Origin of the sequence: Bacillus sp. FSL W8-0223, assembly GCF_038006805.1 — a bacterium.
GTDB lineage: Bacteria > Bacillota > Bacilli > Bacillales > DSM-4216 > Bacillus_O > Bacillus_O smithii.
The window spans coordinates 2,322,440-2,344,259 of the sequence record NZ_JBBOVX010000001.1 but is presented as its reverse complement, the minus strand read 5'-3'; the positions used below and the strand labels follow the sequence as shown (position 1 = coordinate 2,344,259).

Annotated in this window: 21 protein-coding genes and 2 pseudogenes; 21 read left to right on the top strand and 2 right to left on the bottom strand. The window is 40.9% G+C overall.

Features of this window, described 5'->3' with window-relative positions; all coding sequences use genetic code 11:
- The first annotated feature begins 137 nt into the window (after positions 1-137).
- From NST81_RS11380 to NST81_RS11340, 9 genes are all read left to right on the top strand, one after another.
- Positions 138-1,319, top strand: coding sequence for a D-alanyl-D-alanine carboxypeptidase family protein (locus NST81_RS11380; RefSeq protein WP_003355224.1), 1,182 nt, complete (start codon positions 138-140; stop codon positions 1,317-1,319).
- Between the two features lie 141 nt (positions 1,320-1,460).
- Entirely contained in the window at positions 1,461-1,811 is a 351-nt protein-coding gene (gene spoIIAA, locus NST81_RS11375; protein WP_003355223.1) for an anti-sigma F factor antagonist, read from the top strand.
- Position 1,812: 1 nt separating this feature from the next.
- Positions 1,813-2,253 (top strand): anti-sigma F factor, encoded by a 441-nt coding sequence (gene spoIIAB / locus NST81_RS11370; protein ID WP_048623616.1) that lies wholly within the window; start codon positions 1,813-1,815, stop codon positions 2,251-2,253.
- A 12-nt stretch (positions 2,254-2,265) separates the two neighbouring features.
- On the top strand, positions 2,266-3,030 hold the full coding sequence (sigF, locus tag NST81_RS11365) for an RNA polymerase sporulation sigma factor SigF (RefSeq protein ID WP_003355220.1): 765 nt from the start codon (positions 2,266-2,268) through the stop codon (positions 3,028-3,030).
- Positions 3,031-3,216: 186 nt separating this feature from the next.
- Positions 3,217-3,837, top strand: coding sequence for a stage V sporulation protein AA (locus NST81_RS11360; protein ID WP_040341908.1), 621 nt, complete (start codon positions 3,217-3,219; stop codon positions 3,835-3,837).
- Complete coding sequence (locus tag NST81_RS11355) at positions 3,830-4,249, top strand: stage V sporulation protein AB (RefSeq protein WP_003355218.1); 420 nt, start codon at positions 3,830-3,832, stop codon at positions 4,247-4,249. Before NST81_RS11360 ends, NST81_RS11355 begins: the two co-directional genes overlap by 8 nt.
- 51 nt (positions 4,250-4,300) lie before the next feature.
- Positions 4,301-5,788: a spore germination protein gene (locus tag NST81_RS11350; protein WP_328202661.1), complete on the top strand. Its 1,488-nt coding sequence runs from the start codon at positions 4,301-4,303 to the stop codon at positions 5,786-5,788.
- 258 nt (positions 5,789-6,046) lie between these two features.
- The gene (gene lysA / locus NST81_RS11345) at positions 6,047-7,369 is read left to right on the top strand and encodes a diaminopimelate decarboxylase (protein ID WP_328202660.1); all 1,323 of its coding nucleotides are present in this window, start codon (positions 6,047-6,049) and stop codon (positions 7,367-7,369) included.
- Between the two features lie 201 nt (positions 7,370-7,570).
- Entirely contained in the window at positions 7,571-7,939 is a 369-nt protein-coding gene (locus NST81_RS11340; RefSeq protein WP_048623612.1) for a GNAT family N-acetyltransferase, read from the top strand.
- A 120-nt stretch (positions 7,940-8,059) separates the two neighbouring features.
- Here NST81_RS11340 and NST81_RS11335 read toward each other — a convergent pair whose 3' ends face one another.
- Positions 8,060-8,602 (bottom strand): DUF309 domain-containing protein, encoded by a 543-nt coding sequence (locus NST81_RS11335; RefSeq protein ID WP_048623611.1) that lies wholly within the window; start codon positions 8,600-8,602, stop codon positions 8,060-8,062.
- 192 nt (positions 8,603-8,794) lie between these two features.
- On the opposite strand from NST81_RS11335, the gene NST81_RS11330 reads away from it, so the two are divergent.
- The 8 genes and pseudogenes from NST81_RS11330 to NST81_RS11295 all read left to right on the top strand — a co-directional run.
- The gene (locus NST81_RS11330) at positions 8,795-9,538 is read left to right on the top strand and encodes a segregation/condensation protein A (RefSeq protein ID WP_328202691.1); all 744 of its coding nucleotides are present in this window, start codon (positions 8,795-8,797) and stop codon (positions 9,536-9,538) included.
- A gap of 3 nt (positions 9,539-9,541) precedes the next feature.
- Entirely contained in the window at positions 9,542-10,132 is a 591-nt protein-coding gene (gene scpB / locus NST81_RS11325; RefSeq protein ID WP_003355211.1) for an SMC-Scp complex subunit ScpB, read from the top strand.
- A 270-nt stretch (positions 10,133-10,402) separates the two neighbouring features.
- Positions 10,403-11,545, top strand: coding sequence for a D-alanyl-D-alanine carboxypeptidase family protein (locus NST81_RS11320; RefSeq protein ID WP_003355210.1), 1,143 nt, complete (start codon positions 10,403-10,405; stop codon positions 11,543-11,545).
- A complete protein-coding gene (locus NST81_RS11315) occupies positions 11,538-12,128 on the top strand; it encodes a nucleoside recognition domain-containing protein (protein ID WP_328202658.1) in 591 nt (196 codons plus the stop codon). The genes NST81_RS11320 and NST81_RS11315 overlap by 8 nt, the downstream gene beginning before the upstream one ends.
- A 1-nt stretch (position 12,129) precedes the next feature.
- Positions 12,130-12,663 carry a spore maturation protein gene (locus NST81_RS11310; protein WP_048623608.1) on the top strand — a complete coding sequence of 178 codons (534 nt, stop codon included), beginning with the start codon at positions 12,130-12,132 and terminating at the stop codon, positions 12,661-12,663.
- Between the two features lie 629 nt (positions 12,664-13,292).
- Positions 13,293-14,018: a pseudouridine synthase gene (locus NST81_RS11305; RefSeq protein WP_328202655.1), complete on the top strand. Its 726-nt coding sequence runs from the start codon at positions 13,293-13,295 to the stop codon at positions 14,016-14,018.
- A gap of 273 nt (positions 14,019-14,291) precedes the next feature.
- The gene (resA, locus tag NST81_RS11300) at positions 14,292-14,825 is read left to right on the top strand and encodes a thiol-disulfide oxidoreductase ResA (protein ID WP_328202653.1); all 534 of its coding nucleotides are present in this window, start codon (positions 14,292-14,294) and stop codon (positions 14,823-14,825) included.
- Positions 14,826-14,843: 18 nt separating this feature from the next.
- A pseudogene (locus NST81_RS11295) lies at positions 14,844-15,635 on the top strand (cytochrome c biogenesis protein ResB); the annotation flags it as partial.
- 146 nt (positions 15,636-15,781) lie between these two features.
- Here NST81_RS11295 and NST81_RS11290 read toward each other — a convergent pair.
- Positions 15,782-16,897: an IS4 family transposase gene (locus tag NST81_RS11290; protein ID WP_003352762.1), complete on the bottom strand. Its 1,116-nt coding sequence runs from the start codon at positions 16,895-16,897 to the stop codon at positions 15,782-15,784.
- A 140-nt stretch (positions 16,898-17,037) separates the two neighbouring features.
- Here NST81_RS11290 and NST81_RS11285 point away from each other — a divergent pair.
- The 4 genes and pseudogenes from NST81_RS11285 to NST81_RS11270 all read left to right on the top strand — a co-directional run.
- Positions 17,038-17,883, top strand: a pseudogene (locus NST81_RS11285) (cytochrome c biogenesis protein ResB); the annotation flags it as partial.
- The gene (ccsB, locus tag NST81_RS11280; protein ID WP_048623606.1) at positions 17,880-19,064 is read left to right on the top strand and encodes a c-type cytochrome biogenesis protein CcsB; all 1,185 of its coding nucleotides are present in this window, start codon (positions 17,880-17,882) and stop codon (positions 19,062-19,064) included. The pseudogene NST81_RS11285 and the gene ccsB, both read left to right, overlap by 4 nt.
- Positions 19,065-19,267: 203 nt before the next feature.
- The gene (locus NST81_RS11275) at positions 19,268-19,972 is read left to right on the top strand and encodes a response regulator transcription factor (protein ID WP_169799157.1); all 705 of its coding nucleotides are present in this window, start codon (positions 19,268-19,270) and stop codon (positions 19,970-19,972) included.
- Complete coding sequence (locus NST81_RS11270) at positions 19,969-21,744, top strand: ATP-binding protein (RefSeq protein WP_341029905.1); 1,776 nt, start codon at positions 19,969-19,971, stop codon at positions 21,742-21,744. Before NST81_RS11275 ends, NST81_RS11270 begins: the two co-directional genes overlap by 4 nt.
- Positions 21,745-21,820 lie beyond the last annotated feature (76 nt).

Here is a 21,820-nt window from a genome sequence, read left to right as displayed (position 1 = left end):
CTCAATAGACAGATCTGTCTGGGATGCGGAGAGGTCGGTCTTTTCTTTTTATTTATTTCAGGAAAACTTTGCATAAATTTTATGAAACTGGAAAAGATGGGTTTAGATAGCTTACAAAACAAATGGAGGGTAGAAAAATGAAACGATTCTTGATCGTCTTCGCGGCTTTGTTCCTATGGATATCATCTATGTCATCACTTGCTTTTGCAGAAGAAAAGCAAAAGGATGGATCAAAATCGGAACTTGCTGATGAAGCGAAATCCGCTGTTTTAATTGAAAGAGATACAGGAGCGGTTCTTTATGACAAAAACAGCCATGAACGGCTTCCTCCGGCATCTATGACCAAAATTATGACGATGATTCTCATTATGGAAGCTATACAAGAAGGGCGCCTTCATTGGAATGATAAAGTAAGAGCAAGCGAAAAAGCGGCTTCCATGGGGGGGTCACAAGTCTTCTTGGAGCCTGGTGAAGAGATGACGGTGAAAGAAATGCTAAAGGCCATCGCGGTAGGATCTGCAAATGATGCCTCTATTGCAATGGCAGAGCATATTGCGGGGAGCGAAGAAGAATTTGTGAAAATGATGAACAAAAAAGCCAAGGAGTTGGGATTGAAAGATACCAAGTTTCAAAATCCGACTGGGCTTCCGGCAAAAGGCCATTACAGTTCTGCTTACGATATGGCTTTGATGGCAAAAGAGCTGTTAAAGTACCCACAAATTACAAAATATACTGGGCTTTATGAATCCTATCTCCGTGAAAACACCGATAAAAAATTTTGGCTCGTCAATACGAATAAGCTAGTCAAACATTATCCGGGAGTAGACGGTTTGAAAACCGGTTTTACGAACGATGCGAAATACTGTTTAACTGCTACAGCGAAAAAAAATAATATGCGTGTCATCGCAGTCGTATTTGGTGCACCTACTCCAAAATCAAGAAATACACAAATTTCCAAAATGCTGGATTATGCCTTTGCGCGCTATGAAACTTCCCCGATTTACGGACAGGGAGAAACGTTGGGGCAAGTCAAAATTTCCAAAGGTAAAAAATCCAAAATTGACGCCAAAACGGCTGAAAGCGTCTCGGTTCTTATTAAAAAAGGCGAGGCATTGAATAAGCTGCAGAGGGATATACATCTGAAAAAAGATATAAAGGCACCTGTTCATAAAGGCGACAAAATTGGTGAACTCGTTTTGAAAAAAGATGGAAAAATTTTGTCCAAAACGCCGTTGATCAGCGAAGAGAATGTAGCAAAAGCCGGCTGGTGGCAATATTACAAGAAAGCGTTTAACTTATTCACAAAGGCAGAGGAATAGAACCTTTGATTTAGAAGATGGAGGTTTTTGTATAAAATCCACTGGTTCTGGCGAATAGATACTATTTTTGTCATGGAGAAGGATTCCATGATTCATAAGTCGAATTGACTCACTAGCAAAGGATTAAAGGAGGAAAACGCTGTGAGTCTTGCGATTGATATGGAAGTGAAAACGGATGTGCTCTGCATTCGATTAAGCGGCGAATTGGACCACCACACGGCTGAATCATTGAGAAAACAGGCGTCAGAAACCATCGAAGCATACGATATTCGTCATATTGTTTTGAATTTGGAGCATTTGTCCTTTATGGACAGCTCCGGACTCGGTGTCATATTAGGCAGATATAAGCAAATTCAGCAAAAACATGGTGAGATGGTCGTTTGCGCCATATCTCCATCTGTCAAGCGGCTGTTTGAAATGTCGGGACTGTTCAAAATCATTCGATTGGAACAATCAGAGACAGGCGCTTTGGTAAGATTGGGGGTAGCGTAGAATGCGAAATGAAATGAGTTTGCAATTTAGTGCTATTAGCGAAAATGAATCATTTGCTCGAGTGACGGTGGCTGCTTTTATTGCACAGCTGGATCCGACGATGGATGAATTGACGGAAATCAAAACGGTCGTGTCAGAAGCTGTGACGAATGCCATCATTCATGGATATGAAAACAATCCTGCAGGAATCATCTATATTTCTGTCGCCATTGAAGATGGCGTCGTCGACATGGTCATACGGGACGAAGGGATTGGGATAGCCAATATCGAAGAAGCTCGCCAACCTTTGTTTACAACAAAGCCTGAATTGGAACGCTCAGGCATGGGCTTTACGATTATGGAAAATTTTATGGATGAAGTCGAAGTGATCTCACAACCTGGAAAAGGCACCACGATTCGATTGACCAAACACATCGCCAACAGTAAAGCATTGTGTAACTAAGGAGTCGTGCCTATGGACGTGGAATTGAAAAAGGATAAAGGTAAACCATCCATCTTAAAAGATCATGAAGTGAAAGATTTGATCCAAAAGAGCCAGCAAGGCAATCAAGAGGCAAGAGAGCTCCTTGTCCAAAAAAATATGCGGCTAGTCTGGTCTGTTGTACAGCGTTTTTTAAACAGGGGATATGAACCGGATGATTTGTTTCAAATTGGCTGTATCGGATTATTAAAATCTGTAGATAAATTTGATTTGACATACGATGTGAAGTTTTCGACTTATGCGGTCCCCATGATCATCGGGGAAATACAAAGGTTTATAAGAGATGACGGTACAGTAAAAGTGAGCCGTTCCTTGAAAGAAATGGGAAACAGAGTACGCAAAGCAAAGGATGAATTAACGAAACGTTTGGGGCGGGCTCCTACAATCAACGAATTGGCAGCGCATTTAGATCTTTCGCCGGAAGAAATCATTATGGCGCAAGAAGCTAGCAAAATGCCTACCTCTATTCATGAAACAGTGTATGAAAATGACGGTGATCCTATTACCTTGCTGGATCAAATCGCCGATCAAAATGATGAGCAATGGTTTGATAAAATGGCGCTAAAAGAGGCGATCCGTGAATTGGATGAACGGGAAAGGCTGATTGTCTATTTGCGCTATTATAAAGATCAGACGCAATCTGAAGTGGCTGAAAGGCTGGGAATATCTCAAGTGCAAGTGTCAAGGCTTGAGAAAAAGATTTTAATTCAAATGAGAACGCACATGAATCAATCATAACGATTCATGTGCTTTTTTTTGTTCAAAATGGTTGATTTCCTATCTTGCATCAAATTCCATGGGCTTTTGCCAATGGATGGATACCATATGTTTAGGATGACTGACAGTTATTGGATTGAAAAAAATAACCAAAACGGCCCATACTATGAACAGAAACAAACTGATCGCTCAGGAAGTGGTAAAACTATGGAAAAAACAATCTACATTCGGATGAGAAACAAGCTACAATGTCCCGAGTTGCAAAAACTATTATTAAAAGATCTTGCTCAAATTATTGCTCCAGAACCGTATTTGAACACTTTGCAAAACTTGCCCATTTATCAGATTAGAAAAGAGGATAAAAATTTTATTATTATCGATGTCATCAAGGTAATTGATCAAGTTTTGAAAGTATTTCCACAGGCAGATGTTCAGACCATCGGGCCGGCTCAGACGATTGTAGAAGTGATTTATAAGAAAAAGAAAGCTTCCCCGCTCTTGTTTATCAGCGTCTGGCTGCTGTTATTTATCGGAGCGGCTTTTACCATTATGAACTTTCATGAAGATGTGAGTATGGGAAAAGTTCATAGGGAGCTGTATCGAATTATCACGGGAAAAGAGGATCAAAATCCGCTGATTTTCCAAATTCCGTACTCGCTTGGTTTAGGTGTGGGAATGATTTTATTCTTCAATCATGTCTTTCAAAAACGGATTAACGAAGAACCGAGCCCTTTGGAAGTCGAAATGTTCAATTACCAGCAAGATTTAGACCAATACATGATTGTACATGAAAACAAAGAAAGCATGAAGGAACTGAAAGATGATTAAAGAGGCGATAGCAGCCTTTGTCGGGCTTGCTGGTGGCTTATCTGTCGGAGGAGGATTCGTCGCTTTTCTAAGTGTGCTGGGAATTGTGCCGCGTCTTACTCAGCTGACGAAAACCGTCAACAAGATTAGCTATTATGAATGGGCGATCGTGCTTGGAGCATTGTTCGGATGTTTGATCAGTTTATGGAAAGTGACATATTCTTTTTTTCCGGCGTTTTTGATTCCAATTGGGCTTATGTACGGGATTTTTATTGGAATGCTTGCGGCTGCGCTGACAGAAGTCACGAACGTGTTGCCGATTTTAGCGAAAAGAATAGGCGTTGATGATCAAATCGTATGGCTATTAATGGCGATCGTGATAGGAAAAGTGGCCGGATCGCTGTTTCATTGGATGTATTTTGCCCGGCTATAGCGATAAAAAATATGTTTGTTTTGTTGATACATTGGAAGGGAGCGTTTAACAATGGGAAAGCAAGATCTCAATACGAAAACCACCATTCCTAAAGACCTTTCTCATCTTGAAGAAATGATGAAAGAAAGGGTGGGATTGGGCACTAGCTTTGATCTCGGTGTTCGGAAACTAAAAATCATCAGAAAAAACGTTCATCTATATTATGTGAACGGTCTATGCGATACTTCCTTTATTACAGGTATTTTGATGTTTTTGACTCGTCTCAACGATACAGAAAGAAATACCATTCGAGTAAAAGAAATCGTGGAAAACCGAATTGTCAATCAATCGGTTCAGAAAGTGAAAACGATTGATGAAATGGTGGATCAAGTACTATCCGGGCTTGTAGCCATTTTAGTGGAAGGGGAAGAAGAGGCCTTTATTGTCGATGTTCGGCATTATCCAGGCAGACAGCCGGAAGAGCCGGACACCGAAAAAGTTGTGCGAGGCTCCCGTGATGGCTATGTGGAAAATATCATTATGAATACGGCATTAACAAGAAGGAGAATCCGTGATGAACGATTGCGGTTCGAGTTATTGAAAATAGGGGAGCGTTCCAAAACGGATGTAGCCATTGGATATATTAAAGATGTGGCTAATCCCGACTTAGTCAACGTGATCAGGCAAGAGCTTGAAAACATTAATATCGACGGCTTGCCCATGGCCGATAAAATAGTAGAAGAATTTTTGCTGAAGCAAGGCTATACCCCATATCCACTCGTTCGTTATACAGAAAGAGCCGATATCGCTTCCGCCCATTTATTGGAAGGGCATGTGATGATTATTGTGGATACATCGCCAAGCGTTATTTTAACTCCTGCAACGTTTTTCCATCATGTCCAGCATGCCGAGGAATACCGGGAGGCAGCAGCCGTAGGGACATTTGTACGATGGACGCGCTTTATCGGCATTTTTATTTCCATCTTTCTGTTGCCTCTTTGGTATTTATGTGTGAAAGATCCATCCTTGCTTCCGGATCAAATCGATTATATAGGCCCCCACAAAAAGTCGCATATTCCTGTAGTGGTTCAGCTCTTTTTAGCAGACATGGGAATCGAATTTTTCAGAATAGCGGCCATTCATACACCGACGCCGTTATCAACGGCTATGGGGCTGATTGCAGCCGTGATGATCGGTGAAATTGCAGTGGAAGTTGGACTGTTTGTTCCGGAAGTCATTTTATATGTATCCGTCGCAGCCATCGGGACCTTTACGACTCCCAGCTATGAATTAAGCATTGCCAATACGTTGGCACGAATGTTTCTCCTCATTATGGTAGTCCTTTTTAAAGTTCCGGGATTTGTCATCGGCAGCACCGTTTTTCTCATCTATCTGGCCAGTATTCGTTCATTAAATACACCTTATTTATGGCCGTTTATCCCTTTTAATCCAAAAGCGTTGTTAAATGTGTTGGTAAGACGTCCGGTTCCGGGAGAAAAAATTCGTCCGAGCATTGTTCACCCGCAAGATCGATACAAACAGCCAACCAAATCATCATGATCGAAATCAGTTAAAACGTCCCTGCCATATTGATTTACTCTGTTTTGAATAGGATGAAAACAAGTAATAAATAGGCCGGAGGAACAAAGTGGTAATCTTGAAGTTGAGCTGATTTCAAATATATGTTATATTACATTTATCTTTTTTATGAAACGAGATCAATCGACAGTGTTCGGCTGTCGATTGTTTTCATCAATAGATTTATCAGAATCTTGCGGTGATTATATCAGAAATCGGATGACGGAATGAGGGATAAAAATGGTAGAACATGCTTCAGCTGCCATTAATGAGAAAGGGCATTTAGTATTTGGCGGCGCAGATGTGGTAGAATTGGCGAAAACATACGGTACACCGCTGTATGTATATGATGTTGCCATGATCCGAAACAGGGCGCGCGGATTTAAAAATACATTTGAACGGTTGGGGGTTAAGGCTCAGGTTGCCTACGCCAGCAAGGCATTTTCTTCTATCGCCATGCTTCAGCTGGCAGATCAGGAAGGACTATCGCTTGACGTTGTTTCTGCCGGTGAGCTGTACACGGCTATTAAAGCGGATTTTCCACGTGAAAAAATTCATTTTCATGGCAATAACAAAAGCGAAGAAGAGTTGGAAATGGCGCTTGATTACGAGATCGGGTGCATTGTCGTTGATAATTTTTATGAACTTGAACTCTTGCAGCAATTATGCAAAAAGAAAGACAAACAAGTAAATGTTTTGCTGCGCGTGACGCCTGGAGTGGAAGCTCATACTCATGACTATATTTTGACAGGGCAGGAAGATTCCAAATTTGGGTTTGATTTAAACAGCGGACAAAGCGAGGATGCGCTGAAAATGGCCCTTCGCTCACCTTATTTAAATGTTCTTGGTCTTCATTGCCACATCGGTTCTCAAATTTTCGAAACGACTGGGTTTAAGCTGGCGGCCAAAAAATTGTTGACCAAGATGGCGGAATGGAAAGAAAAGTATCAGTTTCAGCCTGAAGTTCTTAATTTAGGCGGTGGGTTCGGCATAAGATATACGAGCGAGGATGATCCGCTTGAACCGTCCCGCTATGTGGAAGAAATTATCCATGAAGTGAAACAGCAAACGGAGCTCCTTCATTTAACAATGCCGGAAATTTGGATTGAGCCGGGGCGTTCTCTTGTGGGAGATGCCGGAATGACATTGTATACAATCGGTTCAATGAAGGAAATTCCTGAAGTGAGGAAATATATGGCCATTGATGGGGGAATGTCGGATAATATTCGACCGGCTCTTTACGATGCCAAATATGAGGCCGTCATTGCCAATCGGATGAATGATCCTGTAGAAGAAACGGTATCCGTTGCGGGAAAATGCTGCGAGTCTGGCGATATGCTGATATGGGACTTGCCTGTTCCAAAACCGAACCATAAAGACATTTTAGCCGTTTTTTGTACGGGAGCATATGGTTATTCCATGGCCAACAATTATAATCGAATTCCACGGCCGGCTGTGATATTTGTCGAAAACGGCGAAGCGCGTCTTGTGATCAAAAGGGAAAGCTATGAAGATTTGGTGAAATTAGACTTACCGCTAACTGTTTCCGTTGAAAACGCGTAATGAAAGGATAGAAGAGGTGGAGAACGGGAAGAAGCATCTTACGCCTATTTTGGCTAGACGACGGATTCGTTCAGGCATATATTTCCATTTTGCAACCATAAGTTGATTCCTTCGATAAATTTTAGTAATATAGTTACAGCTATGTCATTGGATGAATGGAAAGAGTGTAGCGGAAATACACGAACTTAAGAGGGATTAAGAATGCTTATTCGTTATAAAAAGTCTTTTGAAAAAATTGCAATGGGCTTGTTATCGTTCATGCCTAATGAAAAGGACGTTAAAAAGCTACAGCAAACCATGAAAACATACGAAACTGATGATCAATGGCAACTGTATTTATGGAAAAAAGAAGATAAAGAAGATATTGTCGGAGTCGTTGGAATTCAACTAAAAGAAGGAAATATTGCTGAAATTCAACATATTTGTGTCAATCCTTCCTATCGTCAAGAAGGAATCGGAAAAGCGATGCTGAAAGCTCTCAAAGAACTTCACAGCGATAAGCAGCTGAAACCCAACGAGTATACAGCTGCGTTCTTCGATAATTGCGAGTTAAATGAAGATGATGCTTAATCAAATGTGGTAAAAGAGTGTTCCAAAGATTGGGCACTCTTTTTTTACGCCTGCCGCCCGAAATCGTTATGGCGGATTTTTAAGAAGTTTGAAAAGATTAAAAAAGATCTTGAACGAAGCTCAGCATTTTTTCCATGCGGGAGCACCGGAATTATGCCGCTTTTCCAGTGACTTCAGACGGTTCTCAATGATACTGGAACGATCTCGCAGCGAATGTCGGTTGACAATGTACTTTCTATTGCGGATGTCACTCCAGTTGGAAATAGAAAATTGTCGGGCTAATTGCATATACTGATTTTTCACGTTGGGATTGTTCAATGGGAGAGCAAACGGCCGAAACTCTTTCTGATTCAGAATATCTTGATAACGGGATAAAAGTAAATGTGAAAGACGGTCCGGATCGATTCCGAGCTGAAAGAGTTCTTTTCGATTTTTTTTCAGCTGTGTTTGGACCTTCGACAGCAATTTACCGGCCCCCTTGAAATTTCCACGGCGATGGTGATAGCAGGAAACGGCAATTTGAATCAGCAAGACCCAAACGGAGTCGCGTTTTTGTTGTGTTTCATTTTTCCAATATTCTTCTAATATTTCATGACATTCAAAGTAATCATGATCCAGATGAAAATGGGCTAAATACAATAAGTAAGAAACGGGATAGGTCAATTCGGGTACACCTCAGATTGATTTTTCGCAATTCAAATATAGCTTAACATGAATGATGGAAAAAGTATAATGAAAATAAAACTTGGAGAACAAGCAGGGGATCCACTATACTATTAATGTTGGTATGGAGCATGTACCAATCTCATGATCTTAAAGAAGAAATATCTTCTGCTTTTTAGAATTGGTGATAATATGCAGATTAATGTAAAAGTTGAAGGGTTTGAAGGGCCTTTAGATTTGCTTCTTCATTTAATCCAGCATCTGGAAATAGATATTTATGACATTCCAATGGCGGAAATTACAGAGCAATATATGCTGTATATTCATACGATGAAAGAGCTCGAGCTCGATGTAGCCAGCGAATATTTAGTCATGGCGGCAACGCTGTTAGCGATAAAGAGTAAAATGCTGCTTCCAAAGCAAGAAGAAGAAATCGTCGATGATATTGAGGAATGGGAACCGGAAGATCCTCGAGAGGAACTAGTGACAAAGTTGATAGAATATAAACAATTTAAAGAGGCAGCTAAGCTGTTAAAAGAAAAGGAAGCAGAAAGAGGACAAATCTTCACGAAACCTCCGGCAGACTTATCATCCTATGCCAAAGAGGAGGCTCCGCTGAAAGATTTACAGGTCACCGTATATGAAATGATCGCCGCTTATCACAAAATGCTCCGGAGGAAAAAACTGAAACGGCCACTTTCGGCCAAAATTGCCAGAGAAGAAATTCCGATTGAAGAAAAAATGGATGAAATTTTAAAGACGCTGCGCTCAACCGGAAAACGGCAAAAATTTTCCGAATTATTCTCTGATACCGGCAAAGAAGTGATCGTCGTGACGTTTTTGGCTATCTTGGAGTTGATGAAAAGAAACGAAATAGTGGCGGAGCAGGATGAAAATTTTTCGGAAATTTTCTTGGCAGTGAAAGGAGGAGCATAACGATTGGAATTGATTCATTGGAAAAGCATCTTAGAGAGTTTGCTTTTTGCTGCCGGAGACGAAGGATTGACGTTAAAGCAAATCGCAGATGTGTTGGAAATTGAAGAATTCGAAGCCATGGACATTGTCAATGATCTGAAGCAAGAATATGAAAACAATGAACAACGAGGATTACAGATCATCGAGTGGGCCCATACGTTCCAGCTTGCTACTAAAAAAGAAAATGCTCCTTATTTAAAAAAGATGGTTGAAACGGCGCGGCCTCAGTCATTGTCGCAAGCGGCGCTGGAAACGCTGGCCATCGTCGCTTATAAACAACCCATAACGAAAGTAGAGATTGAGGAGATTCGCGGCGTCCAAACGGAGCGTCCTATTCAGACGCTCATATCGAAAGGATTGATAAAAGAAGTCGGAAGAAAAGAAAGCCCGGGAAGACCGATTTTGTACGGCACTACGAATGAGTTTCTCGACTACTTCGGACTGAAAGATTTAAACGAATTGCCACCGCTCCGTCAGCCTGAGGAAGAGGAATATCAGCAGGATGCGGATTTATTTTTTGAAAAATTCCAGGAAACATTACAAATTGAAGAATAATTCCTTTACGATATAGTAAATTGAAAATCAAAACATTTTTTGCAAGGGCAAAAGTGATTTTAAAATGAAATCACTTTTGCCTTTTTTATTTGTTTATGAGGAGTGAAAGAATAAAAAAACATTAAATGGTTCCAATGAAAAAACAGCTGCCGGAATTCCCTCTCACGCTTGATTTTTTCCCGTGTGTGCAATGAAGAATGCGACAACTTTTCATCATATGCCGATTTCTTCTGCATAGACTTGTACAAACAACAGAAGGAGAGGGCGGAAATGAAAAGGAGTATGGTTTACATATGTTTCTCCCTTTTGCTGCTTGTTCCTTTATGGCCCAAGCCGGTAGAGGCGAAACTATCGATCAGCGCTAAAAGCGCCGTTTTGATGGATCAAAACAGCGGCCGTATATTATATGAGAAAGACCCCCACGAGATTAAGCGGATTGCCAGCATTACGAAAATCATGACGGCCATCGTGGCAATTGAATCCGGAAAATTAAATGATACAGTCAAAGTGTCTGAGCGTGCCGTTCATACAGAAGGCTCTTCCCTATATTTACAACCAGGAGAAAAAATAAAACTGAAAGACCTTGTTTATGGATTAATGCTTAGATCAGGAAATGACGCAGCTGTTGCGATTGCGGAACACGTGGGGGGAAGCGTAGAAGGATTTGTTTTTCTCATGAATCAAAAAGCGAAAGAGATCGGCATGAAAAACACTCATTTTTCGAATCCACACGGTCTTGATGATTCGGATGATCATTTTTCTACGGCTTACGATATGGCGCTGTTAACGAAATATGCAATGCAAAATAAAACCTATCGGAAAATTGCAGGTACAAAAGTGTACAAAGTGCCTGACCCCAGGGGGGATTGGGACAGGGTCTGGAAAAATAAAAACAAACTGTTGACGGAAAAATATCCATATAGTACGGGTGGAAAAACAGGATATACCAAAAAAGCGAAAAGGACGCTTGTATCTACTGCCCAAAAAGGAGACTTTGATTTAATTGCCGTCACTTTGGATGATCCAAATGATTGGGATGATCATATAAAAATGTTTGACTATGCATTTGATCGTTACGATCCAAAAGTAGTTTTGCCAAAAGGAAAAATTGACGAAGTAAAAAATTCTTTTTATAAAGGACGAGTTTACACAAAGAAAGAAGTGGTACTGCCTCTCACCAAAAAAGAAGAAAAAAAAGTAGAAGTAAATTATGAATTGCTAAAGCCTAAAAAGGCTTGGAAAAAAGGCAGAAATGTGCCTTCATTAGTAGGTCGGGCTGTTGTCTATTTTGATCATCGTCAAGTTCGGTCCATTCCGATTTACTTTGAACCAGTCAAAACAGAGAAAAAAGGTTGGATACAGTACTGGAAAGACTTGTTTGCGATGCAGATGGGTGTGAAATCAAATGGTTAACTATATATGGGTAGGAATGACGATCGTTGGCTTGCTATTTGCGATGGTGAATGGAAATATGGATAAAGTGAATGAAGCCATCTTCGAAACAGCCGGCCAAGCAGTCACGTTGTGCATTGGATTGATCAGTGTATTAGTATTTTGGCTCGGCATGATGAGAATCGCCCAAGAATCCGGTTTGCTTGATAAAATGTCCAAAGCCTTTCGCCCGCTCGTGAGGCGGCTTTTTCCCGAAGTGCCTCCCGACCATCCTGCATTAGGATATATTGTATCCAATATGATGGCCAATTTATTCGGACTTGGGAATGCAGCAACACCCCTTGGAATAAAAGCAATGGAGCAGTTGAAAAAGTTGAATGGCGGAAAGGAGGCAGCCAGCCGCTCGATGATTACTTTTTTGGCTATTAATACATCGAGCATTACCTTGATTCCTACGACGGTAATCGCGGTCCGTATCACTTACCATTCTTCCTCGCCGACTGAAATTGTTGGTCCAACATTGGTTTCCACTGTATTTTCCGCTATTTTTGGCATTTTAATTGACCGGTATTTTTATTATCGAAGGAAAAACGGAGTGAAATAATATGCAGTGGATATCCGCCATATCCTTATGGCTCATTCCTTTTATTATAGGTTTTATATTACTGTACGGAACAATGAAAAAAGTACCGACCTATGAAACGTTCGTGGAAGGTGGGAAAGAAGGGATTCAAATGGCTTTTTCCATTATTCCTTATTTAGTGGGGATGATGGTGTCGATAGGTATTTTTCGGGCATCCGGCGCTCTGGAATTTTTGGTTGGCTGCATAAAACCCTTATTGTTAAAAGCAGGGATTCCACCTGAAATCATACCTCTTGCCTTAATTAGACCGATTTCCGGCAATGCGGCGCTTGGAATGATGACCGATTTGATTTCGACTCACGGTCCTGATTCGTATATTGGCCGATTGGCTTCGGTTATTCAAGGAAGCACGGATACAACAATGTACGTTTTGACTGTTTATTTTGGAGCCGTTGGGGTAAAAAAAATGGGGGATGCCTTAAAAGTCGGACTTTTGGCCGATTTGGCGGGATTTATAGTGGCTATCATCGTGGTGACTCTCGTTTTTGGTTCCTGACCTCCGGTTCATATGATTTTTCGAAAAAAGTATATAAATAGTTGTTTTTTCTCGTAACCCGCATCTACTAATATCTGGATTTGGCTTAGGCGGACATGACGCTTTCCGTTTTTCCAAATGCGAGGTGAAGCAACCGGTGTCTGTTGATCTTTGAGGAACGGGTTTCAATGTCCTATCTAAACATTGCAACCTGGTATCAGCTGCCGTTTTTCATATGAACTTCTTTCATCTGCATACATGGAAAAGGCGATTTTTTTATTTGTCTCGGATAACATTTTACTGTGATGATTGCGAAGCGGGCGAGATCCCTAGCAGCGAGGGACGTGCGAGGCGTGTCACGGATCAAGACACGAAAAGCGAGTGATTTTCTCGTTCACAAATATGTTTGATAGAAAGCTTTACATGAAAAAAGGGGCACCTCTTAGTCATTTTACTGACTATTGGGGCAGTCCCATTTTTTTATGTTGCCACTGAAATTTCAATGCATGACCCGTCCATCGAAAGATCGACGAAAAACAGTTAGACAGCGTCCCGTTTTGCGTTCATGACATTCATCTTTGCTTTTTTGGAACGATATGTGATAATGCAGTAAGGAATGTCAACTAAGGAAATCAGTAGAGGTGATGGAAATGGAAAGATTGCAAAAGGTGATTGCTCAGGCAGGAATTGCTTCAAGAAGAAAAGCCGAGCAGCTGATAGTAGAAGGAAAAGTAAAAGTAAATGGAGAAGTAGTTACGGAACTTGGTACGAAAGTTTCAGACAGCGATAAGATTGAAGTAGAAGGGATTCCTGTTGAAAGGGAAGAAAAAGTGTATTTTCTGCTGTACAAACCAAGAGGTGTGATTTCTTCGGTTCGAGATGATAAAGGACGGAAAACGGTGATCGATTTCTTTCCTCATGTGGACAAGAGGATTTATCCAATTGGACGTCTTGACTATGATACTTCAGGCCTGTTGTTGTTGACGAATGACGGAGAATTCGCCAATCTGCTCATGCATCCTCGCTATAAAATAGAAAAGACTTATATTGCCAAACTGAAAGGCATTCCTCCTCGTCCAGCCTTAAAGCAGTTGGAAAAAGGGGTGGAATTGGAAGACGGGATGACGGCACCCGCTAAAATCAAATTCTTAAGTGGCGACCGCAAAAAGAATACCGCCATTGTTGAAATCACGATTCATGAGGGAAGAAACAGGCAAGTTAGACGAATGTTTGAAAAAATTGGCTATCCTGTATTGAAATTAAGAAGAGAACGTTTTGCTTTTTTGACGCTGCAAGGTTTAAATGCCGGAGAGTTTCGTGAATTATCTCCTCATGAAGTGAAGCAGCTGAGAGAACTGGCGCTGAGAGGAGAATGAAGAGGTTTTCAAAATATAAAATTCGCGAAGCTTCATTCTTCTATTCAATAAAGGAATAAATGGTATAATGAATGTAAATTCTGTGATTGTCTCATTTTTGAAAAAGATCAAACTTTTACCATAATTCAAACTATATGGCGCATCCGGCCGGACTGCCTTAAGGCACTGCTTTGACAACGGCCGCTTCCTTTGTTGTACATACTGAATGAACGATGTGACGGAAGCATTTTCTTCTATGAAGAAGAAATCGTTTCATCAGATGGAGGTGCTGATGTGGATAAAAAGAAAAGACGTCTTTTGGTACGGACGATCATTCTCCTCATCTTAGCCGCTGCAGTTGGCTATACACTTTATGCCAATTTAACAAGAGATGAGAAAGGGTCCGTTCAAAAGGGGGATCAAGCCCCTGATTTTGTCTTGAAAGATTTGCATGGGAAAGAACATAAGCTTTCTGATTACAAAGGAAAAGGAGTTTTTCTTAATTTTTGGGGGACATGGTGCGAGCCATGCAAAAAAGAAATGCCATATTTGGAAAAAGTAGGAAAAGAGTATAAAAGCAAAGGAGTAGAAATCCTCGCTGTCAATGTCGGTGAACCTGATTTAGTAGTAAAAAAATTTGCCGAACAATACCATCTCACATTTCCAATCATGATTGATGGCAATAAGGAGGTGCTGAGAGCGTACGGAGTCGATCCTTTGCCGACTACTTTTCTTATTGATTCAAAAGGAAGAGTGAAAGAAGTCATCATCGGCGGGCTTCAAAATGAGGAACAAGTGCGAGAAAAATTGGCGGAAATTAAACCATAATGTTAGAGGAGAAATACTATGGAAAAGGTGAAATGTGAATGCGGCCACGTAAATCCTCATGGCACTATTCTTTGTGAAGCGTGCGGGAGAGCACTTACGGAAGAAGCGAAACAAAGCAAACTTTATAATATGCGCTACGAAGGAAGCGCTCGACGTTCCCAAACTTATCATAAAACGATCATTGATAAAATATGGAACTTTTTTTCTTCTGTTAAAGTAGGAGTTATCCTCATTATTGTCACGTTGATTGCCAGTGCCATCGGGACGATTTTTCCTCAAAAAATGTATATTCCTCAAAATGTGGACCCGGGAGATTATTACAAACAAGTCTATGGAACGTTGGGGGAAATTTATTATAAGCTTGGTTTTTACGATCTTTACAACTCTGTCTGGTATATAACGCTCATTGCTTTAATCGGAGTATCACTTGTCATCTGTAGTCTTGACAGGGTCATCCCGTTGTACCGCGCTTTAAGAAATCAAAGGGTGGTTCGACATGAGTCCTTTATGAAGAAGCAACGTTTGTTTGCTCAAAGTTCCGCCCATCACTTTCATGAAGACATCGAAAAAATCAAGAAAAAGCTGGAAAAAAAACATTACCGTATCCGAATGGATGATGAAGCCCTGTTGGCGGAAAAAGGACGCTTTTCCCGCTGGGGACCTTATGTGAATCATATCGGTTTGATCATTTTCTTATTTGGAGCTATGTTGCGTTCGGTTGACGGCATGTATGTAGACAAGCTTCTTTGGATAAGGGAAGGGGAAACCTTGGAGGTTCCGGGGACAAACGGAAAATATTATGTTCAAAATCATTAGCATTGCATAAATATAGTTAGAATTTTCTGTTAATTATTTTTTGTGAATTTGTGCCAAAAAGACAAAACCTAAAGAAAGGTGGCACTGCCCATTTGGTAAATATATACAGTTAAACCAGAGCGACAACGACAAAAGGGAGATTATGGACTGGCTCGCCCATCAAATTTTCGCAACCAAACATAAGCTGGTTTCCACAGAGCTCTCTTTAACCAACGAGTAATTCGAAGTAGGGATTTCTTACTTTTCATCTCCAATTGAATGAGAACATGTAAGCAATACGTGATCAGGGCTAAGAAAATTTGATTTTGAATAGCTGTTTCACTCATTCCATAAAAGTGCTTAATTTCTACGTGTTGCTTGAGCCATTTGAAAAAGAGTTCAATAGCCCAGCGAGATCGGTAAATATCACTTATCTCTTCTGGTTTTAAATCAAATCGGTTGGTGATGAAACGAAGTAAGTTCCCTTTTGTGTCCATAACTTCTAGTAGACGAAAGACATTTTCAGTACGATTTTGTGTGGTACCAATGTAGACCATTTTATCGGATAGAACGTGACAATCATCAGGAAGTGAAAATGTATAGACTTCACGAATGACTGCGTTTTTCTTCAGTCTTGAAACGAAGAAATAGCCATCATCTGTCATCCGATCAAAACGTTCATAGTCCACATAACCGCGGTCAAACACATACATGGCTTCTTGATCATCCACTAGGACTTCGAGTTGATTTCGGTCATGTTCTTTTGCTGTCGTAATCACTGCTTTTTCAGGATAGACGGTGTCTTTATCCATGAAAACGAGCCGTAAGTGTAGCTTTACACCAGCTTTTGTTTTCCGGAATTTTGCCCATTTATAATGGGTCAAGTTCAACGGGAGTGTACTTGAATCAATGATTTTCAGTGGCATATTCTTTCCGTTTTTATAATGGTACCGTTGAATTTTCCAAACAAGATCCAAGAACAAATTTGCAAGAATTAGTGGGTGGATCTGATTGTTTTTTCGGGATAGCTGAGAGGCACTTATCGATTCAAATCCGAGTGCTTTTTGAAGATCTTCGTCTACAAGTGCATCACTCATTTCCTCTAAGCTCTTAAATTCGAGCAGCTGGGCTACCAATAAAAGTTTAATATAGGCTTCTGTTGTCAGCTTTTTTGTGTAATAGTCCTGTTTCAATTCTTTGACTTGTTCGCTAAGTTTTTGAATATTTATGGGTGAAACCCATTTACCAAATGATGAAATTAGTGTATTCTTGTCCATAATGGTTATCCTTTACGATTGGATTTGGGCAGGAACCACCTGTACTTCCATTGTAAAGGATTTTTTTGTTTCGAAATCAATAAAAAATTGAACATTCTTAGTATTTTGAATCATCAGATTTAATTACTGCAATGCTAGTGGTTCAAAATAAAAAATTTATTTTGCAGGAATACAGCAAAAAGAAAGATCCGGAAGTTTTTAACCAAGCAATGGATCGCGTTGGAAACATCGCTAAAAACTATCAATCCAATGTAGTTCTTTATAAAAATGAAAATCAAGGGCTGCCGGGAGCGCCACCGAAATTAAAAAAGATAAAGGAAGGAGCCATCCGTGTCAACCATCCAATCAAATTGGATCATTACGCGATTTACCAATCTTCCTTTAAACTGGGCGAACCAAAAGCGATGGTGTTCACTTTAACGGACAAAAAAACAGGCAAAGAGTTCGGAACGGTAAAAGTGGATCTTTTTCAACCTAAAGAAACGTATTCGTTAGGACATGGCTATAAAGTAAAATTAATGGGTTATTATCCTGATTTTTCAGGATTTGCCAATAATGGTGAGCCACAATCCAAATCTCCGATTCCGAATAATCCTGCTTTCTTATTTAAAATGTTTTCGCCTGAGCATCCTGATGGAGAAGTGAGTTTTGTAGCGATCAGGCAGACTATCGAGCCGCTTGGTGCAACCGATTATAAAATGAAGTTTAAAAGCCTTGAAACACGGAATGTCTCTGCATTGACAGTCCATAAAGATTTAACTCTTTGGATTTTAGCCCTGGGGGGAGCGATTTTTATGATCGGCGTCATTCAAGGCGCTTATTGGAATCATCGCAGGATTTGGATTAGAAAAGTAGATGGCGAAGTTTATATTGCTGCTCATACAAATAAAAACTGGTATGGATTAAAAAAAGAAATTTCGTCTATTCTAGAAGGAACCCAATTGCCGGTGCCGGTTGACCAATCTGAAAAGGGGGAAGAAGCGTGACGCTAGCACATTTAAGCAGTAACTTATTATATACCGCTTTTATTCTGTATTTAGTAGCAACGCTTTTTTTTGGCGGATCCATCCGCTCTAAAAACGCTGAAATGGTAAAGGAACCTAATCGCTGGGCGAAAATAGGAATTTTGATCACCATCGTCGGTTTTATCGCTCAAGTCGGATATTTTTTTACTAGATGGGCTGCTGCCGGGCATGCACCGGTGAGTGACTTATTTGAATTTACGACGTTTTTTGGCATGATGTTAGTAGGGGCCTTTATCATTATTTATTTTATTTATCGTTTGCCTGCACTTGGCCTTTTCGCTCTTCCTGTCGCGGTCATTATCATCGCTTATGCGAGCATGTTTCCAAGAGAAATCAGTCCATTAATCCCCGCGTTGCAAAGCGATTGGCTTCATATTCATGTTACGACAGCGGCGGCAGGAGAAGGGATTTTATCCATCAGTTTTATTGCCGGGCTCATTTATTTAATCAAAGTGGTGGATCAATCAAAAGCGAGCAAACGGACTTTTTGGCTGGAAGTCATTATGTACGGACTGGTGGCGGTCATCGGCTTTGTGGCGGTGACAACCATTTTCCGGGTAATGGATTATGAAGCCGCTTTTCAGTATGTCAATAAAGAAGGGCAGCCGGCGGAAGTGGTTTATAATCTGCCTGCTTTGATTGGTCCTCATGAGGGTGATTTGCAAACGAAAAACGTTATGAATCCACTTTTCTACGTTCCGGCTATCATTAATGCCAAAAAACTGAATACGGTGATTTGGTCGTTGATAGCAGGCACCATTCTATACGTACTGATTCGAGTGATCACTAGAAAACGAATAGCCGCTTTGCTGCAGCCTTTTGTCCAAAACATCAGCTTGGACTTAGTCGATGAAATCAGCTACCGCGCTGTTTTAATCGGTTTTCCGGTTTTCACTTTAGGCGCTTTGGTTTTTGCCATGATTTGGGCGCAAATTGCGTGGACAAGGTTTTGGGGATGGGACCCGAAAGAGGTTTGGGCTCTTATTACCTGGCTGTTTTATGCTGCTTTTTTGCATTTGCGTCTTTCCAAAGGCTGGCATGGAGAACGATCCGCATGGATGGCGGTGATCGGATTTATCATTATCATGTTTAACTTAGTGGCGGTCAATCTCGTCATAGCCGGGCTGCATTCTTATGCGTAGCAGCCGATTTTAAAATCAGAATTTGTCGATGTTCATAAAAAGTTCAATCCTTCCCTTTTAAAAGAGGCTTTTTTCCTATTAAAATGAAGCATGTGGCCCTTCATTTAACGGAGCAAAGAGTTACTGCTCCTCCTTACTTGTTTAGCATAAAGCGGGGATGAACAACTAGTTTAGACTAGGAGGGAAATAAAGTGGAAGAAGAGATGAAAATTTTAATTGTCGACGATGAGGAAAGAATTCGGCGACTATTGAAAATGTATTTGGAAAAGGAAAATTTTGTGATAGATGAGGCAGCCGACGGAAATACTGCGTTAGACAAAGCGTTAACCACTGATTATGATTGCATCATTCTTGATCTCATGATGCCCGGTAAAGACGGTGTGGAAGTATGCAAAGAGTTAAGAGAAAAGAAAGCTACTCCTGTCATCATGCTGACGGCTAAAGGCGAAGAAGCAAATCGTGTGCAAGGATTTGAAGTCGGAGCAGATGATTACGTCGTAAAGCCTTTTAGCCCGCGTGAAGTTGTGCTGAGGGTAAAAGCGCTGCTGAGACGTGCTTCTACGACAAGTTATTTGCATACGAACGCTTCTGCTAAGGACATGATCGTGTATCCCCATTTAGTCATTGACAATGATGCCCACCGTGTAACTGCGGACGGAAAAGAAGTAAATTTAACACCGAAAGAATACGAACTTCTGTATTTTCTGGCAAAAACGCCGGATAAAGTGTTTGATCGCGAGCACTTATTAAAGGAAGTTTGGCATTATGAGTTCTTTGGCGATTTGCGTACTGTCGACACTCACGTAAAACGGCTGCGGGAAAAGCTGAACAAAGTGTCTGAAAAAGCCGCTAAGATGATTGTAACCGTTTGGGGAGTAGGCTATAAATTCGAGGTAAAGCCTGAATGAAATTTTGGAGAAGTATTGTAGGAAAATTATGGGCGACCATCTTGCTCTTGGTGTCCTTTGTCTTATTTGTTCTTACCATTTTGCTGTTAGGTTTTTTCGAAAATTACCACGTCAATCAGGTGGAAAAGGAATTATCTAATACCGCGGAAAAAATTGCGGACATCCTGGCCCACCATCCAAATGAAAAAATCGGTACGGAAATGGCATGGGAAATTGTCGATTCACATGTTCATGTCATTATTGCTAAGAATAAGGGCACCTTTTTATATTCGCCCAATATTTCTCCGAAAGATAAACTGGACCGCAGCGTCATCATACACGACAAGCAATTGTCCAAAGTTTTCAAAAATAAAAAATATGTCCAAAAAGAAATCAACATCCATGGTGGGAAAAAATTTTCCAATCGCTATGAAAATTCGATTGTAGTGGGAGTTCCTCTGAAAATGTCTCCGAATGAAAATGGAGCAGTGTTCCTTTATCAGTCGCTGGAAGTGATTAAGGAGACGTCGGAGCAGACGACTAAACTGATTATATTGGCGGCCGGCATTGCGATTTTCTTGACAACGGTGTTTGCCTTTTTCTTATCCACCCGGATTACGGCCCCTTTGCGAAAGATGAGGGAAGCAACGAGCTCTTTTGCAAAAGGAAAATTCGATGCGAAAGTTCCGATTTTAACGTCTGACGAAATCGGGGAGTTAGGCATCGCTTTTAATCACATGGCAAAACGGCTTAAGTTTAACATGAATGCTCTTAACCAGGAAAAAGAACAGCTGGCCAGCATTTTGCGCAGTATGGCAGACGGAGTGATCACTTTTAACCGAGATGGCACGATTTTGATTACGAATCCTCCGGCCGATCGTTTTTTGCAAAACTGGTATTATGAGCACAGAGAAGATGAACAACCGGAAACCGCCCCGACTCTTATTCAAGAATTATTGGGAAAAGTTTTCCGTCGGGAGGAATCAGAGCAAATAGGTGAATTGACTGTTCAAGGAAGAACGTATGTCGTCATTGTGAGCCCTTTATACAGTGGAGAAACGGTTCGGGGGGCTGTAGCGGTTGTTCGGGATATGACGGAAGAACGCAGACTGGACAAGCTCCGTAAAGATTTTATCGCCAACGTTTCCCACGAGCTGAGAACGCCTATTTCCTTGCTTCAAGGGTACAGTGAAGCCATTATTGATGACATCGCAGCGACGGATGAAGAAAAGAAGGAAATCGTGAAAATCATCTATGAAGAATCATTGCGAATGAAAAGGCTGGTCAACGAATTATTAGATTTAGCGAGAATGGAAGCCGGGCATACCAACTTACAAAAAAGAGAAGTAGAAATTCCGGCTTTTATCAAAAGAGTCACGAACAAGTTTCAAGGATTGGCGAAGGATCAAGAGGTTCGTTTACTGTTCGATTGGAACAAGCCATCTTTTGCCGCCAATATCGATCCGGACCGCATTGAGCAAGTGTTGACGAATTTGATTGACAATGCTCTCCGCCATACTCCTAAAGGCGGTTTTGTCAAGGTGGATATGGAGAAAAAACAGAAAGGCGTTGTCATTTACGTAATCGATTCCGGATCGGGTATTCCGGAAGAAGATCTGCCGTTCGTGTTTGAACGCTTCTATAAAGCCGATAAAGCCAGGACTCGCGGCCGATCCGGCACTGGATTAGGGCTTGCGATTGCGAAAAACATCGTGGAAGCTCATGGAGGAAGCATCAGAGTTCAAAGCAAGTTGGGTGAAGGAACGACATTCTCCTTTTATCTTCCTTATTAATCAAACTGTCGAAAACCCATTCATATGTGGGAATGATGGCGATAAATCTTGTTACATGGGAAACATCTTCCTTTAT